At 57.3% G+C, this 14,464-nt stretch carries 11 protein-coding genes; 6 read left to right on the forward strand and 5 right to left on the reverse strand.

Translation table 11 applies throughout. The features are described 5' to 3' along the window. The first annotated feature begins 113 nt into the window (after positions 1-113). The 4 genes from CR155_RS14505 (at position 114) to CR155_RS14520 (ending at position 5,653) form a co-directional block, all read left to right on the forward strand. Positions 114-986 (forward strand): AAA family ATPase, encoded by an 873-nt coding sequence (locus tag CR155_RS14505; RefSeq protein ID WP_102070762.1) that lies wholly within the window; start codon positions 114-116, stop codon positions 984-986. A gap of 46 nt (positions 987-1,032) precedes the next feature. Continuing rightward, entirely contained in the window at positions 1,033-1,653 is a 621-nt protein-coding gene (locus tag CR155_RS14510; RefSeq protein WP_102070763.1) for a GNAT family N-acetyltransferase, read from the forward strand. Then, the gene (locus CR155_RS14515; RefSeq protein ID WP_102070764.1) at positions 1,643-2,815 is read left to right on the forward strand and encodes a vWA domain-containing protein; all 1,173 of its coding nucleotides are present in this window, start codon (positions 1,643-1,645) and stop codon (positions 2,813-2,815) included. Before CR155_RS14510 ends, CR155_RS14515 begins: the two co-directional genes overlap by 11 nt. An 87-nt stretch (positions 2,816-2,902) precedes the next feature. Beyond that, on the forward strand, positions 2,903-5,653 hold the full coding sequence (locus CR155_RS14520; protein WP_439650449.1) for a M16 family metallopeptidase: 2,751 nt from the start codon (positions 2,903-2,905) through the stop codon (positions 5,651-5,653). A 28-nt stretch (positions 5,654-5,681) separates the two neighbouring features. On the opposite strand, the gene dnaJ is transcribed toward CR155_RS14520, so the two are convergent. From dnaJ to hrcA, 5 genes are all read right to left on the reverse strand, one after another. Further along, positions 5,682-6,800: a molecular chaperone DnaJ gene (dnaJ, locus tag CR155_RS14525; RefSeq protein ID WP_102070766.1), complete on the reverse strand. Its 1,119-nt coding sequence runs from the start codon at positions 6,798-6,800 to the stop codon at positions 5,682-5,684. A 104-nt stretch (positions 6,801-6,904) separates the two neighbouring features. Then, positions 6,905-8,827, reverse strand: a complete 1,923-nt coding sequence (gene dnaK, locus CR155_RS14530; RefSeq protein WP_102070767.1) for a molecular chaperone DnaK — start codon at positions 8,825-8,827, stop codon at positions 6,905-6,907. Positions 8,828-8,927: 100 nt separating this feature from the next. After that, on the reverse strand, positions 8,928-9,518 hold the full coding sequence (gene grpE, locus CR155_RS14535) for a nucleotide exchange factor GrpE (RefSeq protein WP_102070768.1): 591 nt from the start codon (positions 9,516-9,518) through the stop codon (positions 8,928-8,930). Positions 9,519-9,629: 111 nt separating this feature from the next. Then, positions 9,630-10,694 carry a ferrochelatase gene (gene hemH, locus CR155_RS14540; RefSeq protein ID WP_102070769.1) on the reverse strand — a complete coding sequence of 355 codons (1,065 nt, stop codon included), beginning with the start codon at positions 10,692-10,694 and terminating at the stop codon, positions 9,630-9,632. A 65-nt stretch (positions 10,695-10,759) separates the two neighbouring features. Beyond that, positions 10,760-11,770 (reverse strand): heat-inducible transcriptional repressor HrcA, encoded by a 1,011-nt coding sequence (gene hrcA / locus CR155_RS14545; RefSeq protein ID WP_102070770.1) that lies wholly within the window; start codon positions 11,768-11,770, stop codon positions 10,760-10,762. Positions 11,771-11,888: 118 nt separating this feature from the next. On the opposite strand from hrcA, the gene CR155_RS14550 reads away from it, so the two are divergent. Continuing rightward, positions 11,889-12,788 carry an NAD kinase gene (locus tag CR155_RS14550; protein ID WP_102070771.1) on the forward strand — a complete coding sequence of 300 codons (900 nt, stop codon included), beginning with the start codon at positions 11,889-11,891 and terminating at the stop codon, positions 12,786-12,788. Between the two features lie 3 nt (positions 12,789-12,791). Further along, the gene (gene recN, locus CR155_RS14555; RefSeq protein WP_102070772.1) at positions 12,792-14,438 is read left to right on the forward strand and encodes a DNA repair protein RecN; all 1,647 of its coding nucleotides are present in this window, start codon (positions 12,792-12,794) and stop codon (positions 14,436-14,438) included. The last annotated feature ends 26 nt before the right edge of the window (positions 14,439-14,464 follow it).

Genomic DNA, 14,464 nt, shown 5'->3' on the forward strand with positions numbered 1-14,464 from the left:
GTTGATTTATGTCAAGCAACCAACGAAAAATGGAGATTGTACGATAATTGAGGCTAACGATACACGAATGTCCTTCGACTTGGTAATGCTGACTACCTATCTGGAACGAATAAATGACTCCTGCCGCCGCACCTTTCCCATCCGAACGCTTCACCGGCACCGAACGCTATGTGGCGACCGCCGACCTTAAACTGGCCGTCAATGCGGCGCTGGCTTTGCAGCGTCCCCTGTTGATCAAGGGGGAACCCGGCACCGGCAAAACAATGTTGGCCGAAGAGGTCGCCGCAGCATTGGGCCGACCGCTGCTGCAATGGCACATCAAATCCACCACAAAGGCACATCAGGGCCTGTATGAATATGATGCCGTTTCACGGCTTCGGGATTCTCAACTGGGCGACGAGAAAGTACGAGACATCGGCAACTACATCGTCAAGGGAACGCTATGGCAGGCCTTCGAGGCTGACGAACCCGTGGTCATGCTGATCGACGAGATCGACAAGGCGGATATCGAATTCCCCAACGATTTGTTGCGTGAGCTGGACCGCATGGAGTTTCACGTCTATGAAACCCGCCAGACAGTGCAGGCCAAGCACCGGCCGCTGATCATCATCACATCCAACAATGAAAAAGATTTGCCTGATGCCTTTCTGCGTCGCTGCTTCTTTCACTACATCAGCTTCCCGGACCGCGATACCATGCAGGAAATCGTGGCCGTCCATTATCCGTCGATCAAAGAAGATGTATTGCGAGCCGCCATGGACACCTTCTTTGCACTGCGCGAGGCGCCCGGACTAAAGAAGAAGCCTTCGACGTCTGAATTTCTGGACTGGTTGCGCTTGCTCCTGAATGAGGCTGTGTCCGCCAAAGACATCAGCAGCACAACAGGCGATCTGCCTCTGATGGCCGGCGCACTGCTCAAGAACGAGCAAGACCTCACGCTTCTGCAACGCCTGGCGGCCATGACACGGGTCAGCCAGCGCCGTTGAGCACGGCGCACCTGTCCAGACCACTTTTCAGAGGGAAGATCGCAACATGAGCCTGCACCAGGGTTTCCGAGAACTGCCGACACCGACAACGCTGGAGGGCTACGGCGTAGCGCTCGTTCCCATGCAAAAAGAGCACGCGCCCGGCCTCGAGCTTGCAGCCGCCGACGGAAAGCTATGGCAACTCCGCGTGACGTCAGTGCCAGAACCGGGTACGACCCCGGCCTACGTGGACACGGCACTTGACGGCCAGCGCATGGGCCACATGCTGCCATTTTCCATCATCGAGCAAGACAGCGGCGACATCATAGGCAGTACCCGCTATCACGATATCGTCCCCGCCGTTGCACGGCTGGAGATAGGCTACACGTGGTACGCCAAGCGCTGGCAGCGCACGCATGTGAATACCGCCTGCAAGCTATTATTGCTGCGCCATGCATTCGAAACACTGGGTGCCGTGGTCGCCGGCTGGCGCACCGACAACTACAACTTTGCCTCACAGCGCGCGATCGAGCGGCTGGGCGCCCGAAGAGACGGCGTCCTGCGCCATCATGCGCTGCGTCGCGACGGCAGCGTACGGGATACGGTCATGTACAGTCTTCTGGCCGGCGAATGGCGGGAAGTCGAAAAGCATCTTGAATATCAACTGAGTCGGCACCATGCTGATTGACTTCTTCTATCATTTGCGAGCACGCAAGCTCCCGGTATCGGTGCAGGAATACCTAACCTTGCTGAGCGCGTTGCAAACCAGCCTTATGCCGCCCAGCATCGATGATTTCTATCACCTGGCCCGCATGACCCTGGTCAAGGATGAGACCTTGTTCGACCGTTACGACCAGGCCTTCGGCGAGTTCTACCACACCTTGCAGGCGGCGACGCCGACCGACAAGGAAATCCCGCTGGACTGGCTTATCAAGGAGTTCCAGAAAAACCTCAGTCCTGAAGAAAAAGCGGCGATCGAGAAGCACGGTTGGGACAAGCTCATGGAGCTCTTCAAAGAAAGACTGGAAGAGCAGAAAGAACGCCACGCCGGCGGCAACAAGTGGATAGGTACCGGAGGATCATCGGCGTTTGGCCACGGCGGCTACCATCCGGAAGGCATACGCGTGGGAGGGCCGTCGGCCGGAAACCGGACCGCCATCAAGGTCTGGGAAAAGCGCGAGTATCGCGATTACGACGACCAGCAGGAGTTGGGCACGCGCAACTTCAAGATGGCGCTACGACGCCTGCGCCGTTTTGCGCGCGAAGGCGCCGATCTGGAACTCGACCTGGATCACACCATTGCCAGCACGGCAAAGAATGCCGGGTTTCTGGACCTGCAAATGGTGCCTGAACGGCACAACACCGTTAAAGTGGTGATGCTGCTGGACGTAGGCGGCAGCATGGATGACCACATCGCTCGGGTCGAAGAACTATTCTCGGCGGCACGCAGCGAATTCCGTCATCTGGACGTGTACTACTTTCACAACTGTCCTTATGAATCCCTTTGGCAAAATAATCGGCGCCGTACGGCGGAACGCTTCGATACCTGGGATATTCTGCGCAAGTACAACGATGACTGGAGGCTTATCATTGTGGGCGATGCAACCATGAGTCCGTACGAAATCCTCCAGCCTGGTGGCTCGGTCGAACACTACAACAAAGAGACCGGCGCCGCATGGCTGCAGCGCCTGCTGGAAAACTGGCCCAAGTCGGTCTGGCTGAATCCCGAACCCGAAGCCTATTGGCAGTATCGGCAATCCATCGCTATTATCAAGAACATCATGCATGAGCGCATGTACGGAGTAACCGTCAGTGGGCTGGAACAAGCCATGCGCGCGCTCTCAAAATAGTATGCATGAAAACGCCCTTGCCGAAGTCTGTTAAAAAGACTTCGGTTACTTTGACCTTACTCTCTACTCGGATAATTGCGCATGCTACTGTCGCTTTCGGAAATCAAATTCCGCTTGCTTGCCTTGCTGGTATTGACCTTCATGGCATTGCCGGCAACGGCCCTGGACCTTCCCTCTGGAATCACGCAGGTCACGTCCATCGAAGGCGTCACCGAATACAAGCTGGATAATGGCCTGCGGGTATTGTTGGTACCGGAAGGGTCGAAACCCACCACCACGGTAAACATGACATACCTGGTCGGAGCGCGGCACGAAAACTATGGTCAGACCGGAATGGCGCATTTGCTCGAACACTTGCTGTTTCGCGGCACGCCAACCATGCGCAATGCACTGGCGGAGTTCTCCAAACGAGGGTTGCAGGCCAACGGATCGACCACCAGCGACCGGACCAATTACTACGCCAGCTTCGCCGCCAATCCGGAAACCCTGGAATGGTATCTGGGCTGGCAGGCCGACGCCATGGTGAATTCGCTTATTGCGAAAGAAGACCTCGATTCTGAAATGACCGTAGTGCGCAACGAAATGGAACGGGGCGAAAACAGCCCATTCCAGGTGTTGATGCAGCAGATGCAAGCCACTTCATTTCGCTGGCATAACTATGGCAACAGCACCATCGGCGCACGTTCCGACGTCGAGAACGTAGATATCGGTCAACTGCGGGCTTTCTACCAGACATACTATCAACCGGACAATGCCGTTCTGATCGTGGCCGGTGGCTTCGACCCCGCGCAGACGCTACGGACCATCGCGCAGGCCTTTGGCAAGATCCCCCGCGCGGAACGCAAGCTGCCGCCCGAGTACACCGTGGAACCCGTTCAGGACGGCGAACGGCAAGTCACACTGCGCCGCCAGGGCGGTAGCCCGCTGATTGCAGCCATGTACCACGGACCTGCTGCATCCAGCCCAGACTACACAGCGCTTGATCTTGGCGTTGGCATACTGGCCGACACACCATCGGGCCGTTTGTACCATGCCCTCGTCGGGAATAATCTCAGCACCGACATCTTCGGTTTTGCGGCCGGATTGAACCAGCCCGGCTACGTTCTGTTCGGGGCCCAATTACAGCCGGGGATGGATCAGACCAAAGCAGTGCGCACACTGGAAGATACGCTGGACTCGATCGCGTCGAAGCCTTTCACCGATTCGGACCTGGATCGCATTCGCAATAAATGGCTGACTGACTGGTCGCAGACGTACGCGAACCCAGCGGACATGGCAGCAGCTTTATCCGAAACGGCCTCTGACGGCGACTGGCGCCTGTTCTTTTTGCGGCGCGACCAGGTAAAAAGTGCAGAGTTGCCCGAAGTGCAACGCGTCACGGCGGCTTACCTGGTTCCAAGCAATCGGACGATCGGCTTATACATTCCCACCGAGCAGCCCACTCGCGCGCCGCAGGCGACCAAGATAGATCTGGATGCCTTGTTGAAGGACTACAAAGGCCAGGGTACCGGCGAAGCCATTGCCGCATTCGACCCCAGTCCAGCCAATATCGATGCGATGACTCAGCGTGCACCCCTTGTATTGCCGAACGGGGAGGTGAAGCTGGCCCTTTTGCCCAAACCGACGCGCGGCGACCGGGTAGAGGCGAATTTGCTTTTGCAGTTCGGCACGGCCGACACGCTTAAGGGGAAACGCGTCATTGCGGGTGCGGTTGCATCCCTGCTCGATCATGGCACCAGCACGATGTCCCGGCAGGAAATCCAGGATAAATTCGATGCCTTGCAAGCCAATGTAAGCTTCGGCGGAGAAGCTGGCGTCGTCGCGGTGGACATGTCGACTACAAAAGAGCACTTGCCTGCCCTGGTCGAGCTTGTGTTGCATATACTTCGCGAAGCAAACTTTCCTGCCAACGAACTGGTCGAATACCAGCGCCAAGCCAGTACGGCGATCAAGAACGCCATGTCCGAGCCAAGCGCGCTTGCATCGCGAACGCTTGCACGGCACGATAATCCGTGGCCGCGTGACGATGTGCGCTACACGCCCAGTTTCGACGAATCGCAGAGCGAAATCGCCGCCATTACTCAAAAAGATCTGATCGAGTTCCACTCGCAATTTTATGGTGCCGGCAGCATGGCGCTGGCCGCAGTAGGCGCCTTTGATCCTGCAGCGGTCAAGACGGCGCTGAGCACGGGCCTGCAGGGCTGGCGCAAGGCACCCGCCTATGAACGCGTGTCACACCCTTACAACGCCGTGGCGCCCGCCGAGTTCGACATCAATACGCCGGACAAGGCCAATGCATTCTATCTGAGCAAAATGCCGTTGAAGCTGCAGGACACTGATCCGAAGTACCCTGCCCTGTATCTGGCCAATTACCTGCTGGGCGGTTCAGAGACTTCCCGTCTCTGGAACCGGATACGGGTTCAGGAAGGATTGTCTTATGATGTACGCAGCCGCCTGGACGCATCGTCCTTCGAACCCTCGGGCGGATGGACGCTCTATGCCATTCACGCACCCGAGAACAGCCAACGGCTTGAGGATGCAATGGCCGAAGAACTTCAGCGTGCACTGAAAGAAGGATACACACAGGAAGAAGTCCAGGAAGGCATCAACGCGCTGCTCAATTACCGCAAGCTAGCGCGCACACGAGACGGCGTACTGGCCTCGGCGTGGATCAACTACATGGAGTTGGGCCGCAGTTTCGAATGGTCAGAAAGAATGGATAAGGCGCTGGCCGCTTTGACCGTCGACGACGTGAACGCGGCGCTACGTTCATCACTTGACCCGGCCGGCTTCAGCACTGCCGTGGCAGCCGACGAGAAAAAGCAAAAACCGAAATAGCGCGGCAGCGCCATTTCGGTATCCTGGATCAGGAAAAGAAACTTTTCACGCGGTCGGTCCAGGATTCGCTTTTGGGCGAATGCTTTTCGCCGCCCTGCGCCAAAGATGTTTCGAACTGGCGCAAGATCTTCTTCTGTTCATCGGTCAGCCTTACCGGCGTTTCGACCGAAATGTGGCAATACAGATCGCCTGGATAACTGGCTCGCAGACCCCTTATGCCCTTCCCCCGCAGACGGAAAGTCTTACCTGTCTGCGTACCCTCGGGTATGGTAATGGCACCCCGTCCCGACAATGTGGGCACTTCCAGTTCGCCACCCAGTGCCGCCGTCGTGAATGGAATCGTCAGTTCGCAGTGCAGGTCTTCGCCGTCGCGCTGGAAAATACCGTGCTGCTTCAAGTGAATTTCGACATAAAGATCGCCGGGAGGGCCGCCATTCACGCCCGGTTCGCCATTACCCGACGACCTGATACGCATGCCATCATCGATACCCGCGGGTATCTTGACCTGCAAGGTCTTGTTCTTGCGCGTGCGGCCGACTCCGTCGCACGTGGCGCATGGCTCGGTAATTTCCTTGCCACGGCCATGACAGGTCGGGCAGGTTTGCTGCACACTGAAAAACCCCTGCTGCATACGCACCGTGCCGCTACCATCGCAGGTATGGCAAGTCTTGGCGTGGGTGCCGGGCTTGGCACCGGAACCATGACAAACTTCACAGCTTTCCCAACTGGGTACGCGAATTTCAGTATCAAACCCGTTGGCGGCCTGCTCCAGGCTAATGTCCAGCGTGTATTTAAGGTCGGCACCGCGGTACACCTGTGCGCCACCGCCACGACGGCCCGCGCCACCAAAGATCTCGCCAAAAATATCACCAAAGGCATCGGCAAAACCGGCTCCGCCCATGCCGCCCGCCCCTGAATTAGGGTCGACGCCTGCATGGCCGAACCTGTCATAGGCACCGCGTTTTTGTTCGTCAGATAACATCTCGTAGGCCTCTTTGGCTTCCTTGAATTTCTCTTCGGACTCTTTGCTATCCGGATTGCGATCCGGGTGGTGTTTCATCGCCAGCTTGCGATAAGCTTTTTTCAGTTCTTCGTCGGAGGCATTCTTTGCCACCCCAAGTACTTCGTAATAGTCGCGTTTTGCCATTTGAATTGCTTGCGTCTTAGACGTCTATTCGTTGTGCATGAACAAGAACGCCCGATTTCCGGCATGACACCAGAAACCGGGCCTGAAACCGCTACAACCAGACTTTACTGATCGCGTTTGACTTCTTTGAAGTCAGCATCGACCACGTTGTCGTCAGCAGGTTGCGCAGCTTCTTCCGAGCCTTGCGACGCGGCAGCTTGTGCCTGCATGTTTGCGTACATCTTCTCGCCCAGCTTTTGCGAAACGGTCGAAAGCGCCTCTACCTTCGCATCGATGGCTGCCTTGTCGCCATCTTTCATGGTGTCCTCGAGGTCTTTGATAGCGGCCTCGATGGATTCCTTTTCCGAAGCATCCAACTTGTCGCCGTATTCTTCCAGCGACTTGCGGGTGGAGTGCACCAAGGAATCGGCCTGGTTACGGGCCAGTGCAAGCTCGGCGATACGGTGATCTTCCTCGGCGTTGGCTTCGGCATCTTTCACCATGCGCTCGATTTCCTGGTCGGTCAGGCCCGAGTTGGCCTTGATGGTGATCTTGTTTTCCTTGCCCGTGCCTTTGTCCTTGGCCGACACGTGCAGAATACCGTTGGCATCGATATCGAACGTGACCTCGATTTGAGGCGCGCCGCGCGTTGCGGGCGGTATGCCTTCAAGGTTGAACTCGCCCAGGCCCTTGTTGCCGGCTGCGATTTCGCGTTCGCCCTGGAATACCTTTATGGTCACCGCAGGCTGGTTATCGTCTGCCGTGGAAAACACCTGCGAGAACCGGGTAGGTATCGTGGTGTTTTTATGGATCATCTTGGTCATGACGCCGCCCAGCGTTTCGATGCCCAGGGACAATGGCGTCACGTCGAGCAACAAAACGTCTTTGCGGTCACCCGACAACACGGAACCCTGGATGGCAGCGCCAGCCGCGACGGCTTCGTCGGGGTTGACATCTTTGCGCGGTTCTTTGCCAAAGAATTCCTTGACCTTCTCCTGGACCTTGGGCATGCGCGTCATACCGCCCACCAGGATCACGTCATCGATGTCCGATGCTTTTATACCGGCATCCTTGATGGCAGTACGGCACGGCGCGATGGTGCGTTCGATGAGTTCCTCGACAAGAGCTTCGAGCTTGGAACGCGTGATTTTCAGGCTGAGGTGCTTGGGACCGGACGCATCCGCCGTAATGTATGGCAGGTTGATTTCGGTCTGCTGCGCCGATGAAAGTTCAATCTTCGCTTTTTCAGCCGCTTCTTTCAGGCGCTGCAAAGCCAGCATGTCTTTCGCGAGGTCGACACCGCTTTCCTTCTTGAATTCGCCGATGATGTATTCGATGATGCGCTGGTCGAAGTCTTCGCCGCCCAGGAAGGTATCGCCATTGGTCGACAGCACTTCAAATTGCTTCTCGCCATCCACATCGTTGATGTCGATGATGGAGATATCGAACGTACCGCCGCCCAGATCATAAACGGCAATCTTGCGGTCGCCCTTCTCCGTCTTGTCCATGCCGAAGGCAAGGGCCGCGGCCGTGGGCTCGTTAATGATGCGCTTGACGTCCAGACCCGCAATGCGTCCGGCGTCTTTCGTGGCCTGGCGCTGGCTGTCGTTGAAGTATGCGGGGACCGTGATGACAGCCTCGGTGACTTCTTCACCCAGGTAATCTTCAGCGGTCTTCTTCATTTTGCGCAGTACGTCGGCCGACACTTGTGGCGGCGCGAGCTTCTTGCCCTGGGCTTCGACCCATGCGTCGCCATTGTCGGCCTTGACGATGTGATACGGCATAAGGTCAATGTCTTTCTGGACCGCTTTTTCTTCGAATTTGCGGCCGATGAGGCGTTTGACCGCATAGAGCGTGTTTTTGGAGTTGGTGACCGCCTGGCGCTTGGCCGGAGCACCCACCAGGATTTCTCCGTCTTGCAAGTAAGCGACAACTGAAGGCGTAGTGCGTGTGCCTTCCGCGTTTTCAATGATTTTGACCGTGCTGCCGTCCATCACAGCCACGCAGCTGTTGGTCGTGCCCAGGTCAATGCCGATAATCTTGCCCATAATTTATCATCCTGCTAAAGAAATTTTTAATTCGGAAAACTGCTTGAATAGGTCACAAATGGGGATACGGCGCGTTATTTCAAGCCATATCGTCCATTTTTTACGATTCTTGCGCGGATTTGCCCGCGGACACCATCACCAGAGCGGGACGCAAGACCCGGTCAGCGATCGTGTAGCCTTTTTGCAGCAACTGTGCGACCGTATCTTCCGGCAAGTCGGACGGTACCGTAGAGATGGCCTGATGCCGATGAGGATCGAAGATATCGCCCGGTACCGGTGCGACTTCCCTGAGCAGGTTACGTTCGAAGGCGGCGTTCAGCTGGCGCAAGGTGACTTCGACGCCGTCTTTCCATGACTCGGCGGTCTGCCCGGTTTGAGCCAACGCGGCTTCGAGGCTATCCCGAACCGGTATCAGGCTTTCGGCAAACGATTCGGTACCGAATTTTCGCGCCTTGGCAACGTCGTCGGCGGCGCGTCGGCGGATGTTTTCGACATCGGCCTTGGCCCGCAACAATTCGTCGTGATAAAGAGCCACTTTCTCCTGCGCCTCGGACAATAGGGTGGCCCAATCTTCCTGGGCCTGCAATTCAGTTTCCTGGGCCTGATCCTGCCCGGTGCCGCCCTCGAGTTGCTCCGGGGTATCAACAGGCGGATTGCTCTTCGGATCGAGGGACTCGTTGGGTGCCGACATAAAAAATCTCCACATGCTAAGTATTCAATTCAATAAAAATGGGGACAATCGCCCCCGTTTCAAGACCTCGTGTACGGCTCTGTCAGAACTCGTTCCGCCGAATGGCATGGGTCAGGGAATCCAGCCTCCCAGGTGCTTTCGGACCAGCCCCGCGAGGCTGGAAATCCATATTGGGTCGTCGTTCAAACACGATATATAGCGGAACTGTTGACCGCCCTCGCCAAGAAATGCGTCGCGGCATTGCATCTGGATTTCCTCCCGCGTTTCAAGGCAATCGGCCAGAAAACCCGGACACATGACATCCACCCGGGTAATGCCCTGCCTGGCCCATTCGCGCAACAATGGTTCAGTATACGGCTCGAGCCACTTTTCGGCGCCAAACCGGCTCTGGAATGAAACGTGTACGAGGCTGGCGTCGACACCCAGGCGACGCTTGAGCAACAGCACGGTCTCCATGCAGTCGCGATGATAGGGATCGCCCTGTTGTATCGTACGACGCGGCAAGCCATGGAAGCTGAGGAGCAGGCGCTGCGGCTTGCCGTGCAGAGCCCAGTAATCGGTGACCTGACGCGCCAGCGCATCGATATAACCAGGCTCGTCATAATAGCGTTTCACAAAACGCATTTCGGGCTGGTTGCGCAGCTTCGCAGCATGCGCGGCCACCGCATCGACCGCGGTCGCTGTCGTGCTGGCGGCATACTGCGGGTACATGGGCACCACCAGAATGCGTTCGCACCCCTTCTTCCGCAGTGCATCCATGGCGTCCGGGATGGAGGGATTGCCATAGCGCATGCCCAGTTCCACGTGCGCTGGGACACCGGCATCGGAAAGATGCTGCTGCACGCCCAGCGCCTGCGCCTGGCTGTAGACCAGCAGCGGCGAACCCTGCTCCAGCCAGATTTCCTCGTAGCGGGGTGCCAGCGCCTGAGGCCGCCGGGTAAGGATAAAAATGCGAAGGATGATCTGCCATATCCATGAAGGAATCTCGATAACGCGAGGATCAGAGAGAAACTCACGCAGGTAGCGACGTATGGATTTGGCTGTGGGTTCGTCAGGGGTGCCGAGATTGACGAGAAGCACGCCCAACGGGCCGGCCTCGCGTGGTGGCGGCTCACCGTCAAGGCCGTGGGGGTCGGCGGGTTCCGGCAAATAACGCGGGGCAAACAGCTGGATCATTTTCTATAACTCATTGAGACACGACAGGAAGATATAACAGGGCTCGACGATTTACCGGGCAATCGTCAAGACTGATTATGGCTTAGCGCATTCGATAACATGCGCGCGGTGATGTCCACGATGGGGATGACGCGTTCATATGCCATGCGCGAGGGACCTATGACACCCAGGGTGCCGACGATCTTGCCGTCGACCCCATAAGGCGCGGTAATGACCGAGACATCGTCCACCGGCATCAACTGCGAATCGCCGCCGATATAGATCTGCACGCCCTGCGCCCGACTGGAAACGTCCAGCAACTGCAAGAGATCGGTTTTCTTTTCGAACAATGAAAACATGCGTCGCAAGCGGTCCATGTCGGAGGCGATCTCGGAAATATCGAGAAGTTTGCTTTCGCCCGATATGACCAGGCTGTCGTCGGCATCAGAGCTTGCGGTGCCTGCTTCGACCGCAGCCTGCATCAAGCGCGAGATATCGGCTTGCAAGGATGAAAGTTCATCGGTAATGGAAAGGCGGACCTGATCGAAGGACATGCCGGCAAAATGCTGGTTGAAAAAATTGCTGGCCTCGAGCAGTTCTTGCTCGAGGTAGTCACGCGCAACGAAAAGAATGCGATTCTGCACATCGCCGTCAGGGGTGACAATGATAAGCAAGACTCGTTTGTCGGATAACCGTATGAACTCGATTTGGCGGAAAATTTGCGCGCGCTTGGGCGCGAGCACCACACCTGCGAATTGCGACAGATTCGACAGCAAGGCCGCAGCGGCCGTGACGGCACGGCCGGGCTCGGCCGCCGGAAGAATTTGGCGGATATGGCTAGCAGGCAACACTTCGAAGCGCTGCACAGCCAGCAGTCGATCGACGAACAACCTATACCCCTTGGGCGTCGGTATGCGGCCAGCAGAAGTATGAGGGCTATGGATCAGACCCAGATCTTCGAGGTCGGCCATGACGTTGCGGATGGTCGCTGGCGACAAATCGAACATCTTCGACAGGGTACGGGAGCCCACCGGTTGTCCGTCCGCAATATAACGTTCTATCAGCGCTTTCAAAAGCGCGTTGGCTCGATCATCCATGACTATATTTCAGGTACCGTTATAAAAAGTGGTTTTTCTACCTACAGCCATGTGGCTGCAGGGACCATATAATCAACTAAACCCTATTATTCCACCAATCATCAAGGTGTCTAACCTTATGCACTTTAAAACCGTTGCGCTCATCGGCAGGCATCAAGACAGCGGGCTGGATGCTCCTTTGCGCAAACTTGCCGGCACGCTGCATGCCGCCGGATGCAAAGTGCTCATCGAAGCCGATACCGCCACTAATACCGGTATAACAGAACATGTCATAGCCGATTACGCGGCCATCGGTCAGCAAGCCGACCTGGCCGTCGTCATGGGCGGAGACGGAACCATGCTGGGCGCCGCGCGCCAACTGGCCGTTACCCGCGTGCCGCTTATCGGCATCAACCACGGTCGCCTTGGATTCATCACCGACATCCCACTGCACACTGCCAACGATGCGCTAGCCAGCGTCCTGAAGGGCAATTTCGAAATCGAAGAACGCATGTTGCTCGAAAGCCGTGTCGTGCGGGACGGCAAAATCATGTTTTCGGGCCTGGCCGTGAACGACGTCGTACTGAACCGTGCGGGCCGCGGCGGCATGATAGAAGTTCGTGTGGAACTCGATGGCGTATTCATGTACAGCCAGCGTGCCGACGGCCTGATTGTGGCCACGCCCACGGGTTCGACGGCGTATTCACTGTCTGCCAATGGCCCTATCGTGCACCCTCAGCTGAATGCCATCCTTCTCGTTCCGGTTGCACCGCAAACGCTATCAAACCGCCCTATCGTCCTGCCCGACACTGGTACGCTCAGCCTTACCATCACGGCGCTGGGCAGGGTCGAGTCCGGCGCCAGCGTCCACTTCGACATGCAGACCTGGTCCGACTGCCAGCCAGGCGACCGCATCGACGTACGCAGGGCTCAGCACACGATTCGTTTCGTCCATCCCACTGGTTACAGCATTTTCTCGACGCTACGTCGGAAACTGTACTGGAACCACATGCCCCAACTTTCCGACGAGGTCGAATAATACATGCTGCGTACCCTGCACATACGCGATTTTGTTATTGTCGATCAGTCCGAGATTCAGTTCGAATCGGGATTTACCGTTTTTTCCGGCGAAACCGGCGCCGGAAAATCCATACTCATCGACGCGCTTTCGCTCGCCCTGGGAGCCCGAAGCGACATCAACGTGCTCCGCGAAGGTGCCACCCGCACCGACATTTCGGCAGTGTTCGACCCACCCGATTCACTGCATGCATGGCTGCGGGAACACGAATTCGATACCGACGATGCGCTGGTGCTTCGGCGGGTTCTGGACAATCAGGGACGCAGCCGGGCGTTCATCAACGGCTTGCCGGTCACGTTGGGGCAGCTGCGCCAGCTTGGCGAACAACTGGTGGATATCCATGGCCAGCATGCGCATCAAAGCCTGCTCAAAACATCCAGCCAACGCGACCTGCTCGATGCGCAGGGCGGCCACCTGCCTTTGCTGCGATTGGTGCAACAGGCCTGGCAGCAATGGCAGCAGGCCCAGAAGACACTGACCGCCGCACAGCAGAACGCCGCAGCCCTTCAGGAAGAACGCGAACGACTCGAATGGCAACTATCCGAGCTCGAGCGCCTCGCTCTCAAGGAAGGCGAATGGGAGAGCATTACCAACGACCACAATAGGCTGGCTCACGCCCAGGCCTTGCTCGATGGTGCCACGCAGGCACTTGCAGCCCTTGGCGAAGACGACGGCTCGGCGCAGCACGCACTGAATGCCGCATCCACCCCAATACGCCAGTTGCTGCGGCACGATAAGCACCTGCAAGGGGTATACGACTCAATAGAATCGGCGCGCATCGCCAGCGCCGAGGCGATTTCAGACCTGAACAGCTACTTGGACAAGCTGGAACTCGACCCGGCCAGCCTTGCGCATGCCGAACAGCGCCTTTCCGCGATTTTCGAGATGGCCAGAAAGCTCAAGGTAGAACCTGAAGAGCTACCGGCGCTGCAGCTTTCCTGGCAGGCCCAACTCGCAGATAGCCGCAACGCAGGCGACATCGAAGCTCTGGAAAAGCAAGCAGCAGAGGCCCGCGATAACTATGCATCTCTGGCAGCCCGGCTAAGCACAGCACGCCAGGCCGTCAGCAAAACACTTACCAAGCATGTCACTGACGCGATGCAGACGCTGGCCATGAAAGGCGGCGTTTTCGAGGTCAGGCTCGCATCTTCTGGACCATCCCCGCATGGTAATGAGTCTGTCGAATTCCTGGTGGCAGGGCATGCCGGCACACGCCCGAAACCCTTGGCCAAAGTGGCTTCGGGCGGCGAACTGGCGCGCATATCGCTCGCATTGTCTGTCATCGCCAGCCAGGCAGCGCGCGTTCCCACGCTTATCTTCGACGAAGTCGACACCGGGGTCGGAGGAGCGGTTGCAGATGTGGTCGGAAGGTTGCTACGAGAATTGGGCGAGCGGCATCAGGTGCTCTGCGTGACGCACCTGCCGCAAGTGGCTGCCAGGGGCATGCATCACTACGAAGTCAAGAAGTCGACGGCGGGTTCCAGCACGGTATCCCTGATCCAGGCGCTGGACGAGCCTGGAAGGGTCAACGAAGTTGCACGGATGCTGGGGGGCCTGAAAATCACCGAAACCACGCGCAAGCACGCCAAGGAAATGCTTTTGGCCGAATAGCCCGGGCAGTCTGGTTCCTACACAGG

Source organism: Pollutimonas nitritireducens (assembly GCF_002849615.1).
Lineage (GTDB): Bacteria > Pseudomonadota > Gammaproteobacteria > Burkholderiales > Burkholderiaceae_B > Pollutimonas > Pollutimonas nitritireducens.

Bases quoted from the DNA above. Each gene is read 5' to 3' on its own strand.
- recN (WP_102070772.1), top strand. From the start codon at position 12,792: ATGCTGCGTACCCTGCACATACGCGATTTTGTTATTGTCGATCAGTCC.
- CR155_RS14510 (WP_102070763.1), top strand. From the start codon at position 1,033: ATGAGCCTGCACCAGGGTTTCCGAGAACTGCCGACACCGACAACGCTG.
- dnaK (WP_102070767.1), bottom strand. From the start codon at position 8,827: ATGGGCAAGATTATCGGCATTGACCTGGGCACGACCAACAGCTGCGTG.
- grpE (WP_102070768.1), bottom strand. From the start codon at position 9,518: ATGTCGGCACCCAACGAGTCCCTCGATCCGAAGAGCAATCCGCCTGTT.
- dnaJ (WP_102070766.1), bottom strand. From the start codon at position 6,800: ATGGCAAAACGCGACTATTACGAAGTACTTGGGGTGGCAAAGAATGCC.
- hemH (WP_102070769.1), bottom strand. From the start codon at position 10,694: ATGATCCAGCTGTTTGCCCCGCGTTATTTGCCGGAACCCGCCGACCCC.
- hrcA (WP_102070770.1), bottom strand. From the start codon at position 11,770: ATGGATGATCGAGCCAACGCGCTTTTGAAAGCGCTGATAGAACGTTAT.
- CR155_RS14550 (WP_102070771.1), top strand. From the start codon at position 11,889: ATGCACTTTAAAACCGTTGCGCTCATCGGCAGGCATCAAGACAGCGGG.
- CR155_RS14505 (WP_102070762.1), top strand. From the start codon at position 114: ATGACTCCTGCCGCCGCACCTTTCCCATCCGAACGCTTCACCGGCACC.
- CR155_RS14515 (WP_102070764.1), top strand. From the start codon at position 1,643: ATGCTGATTGACTTCTTCTATCATTTGCGAGCACGCAAGCTCCCGGTA.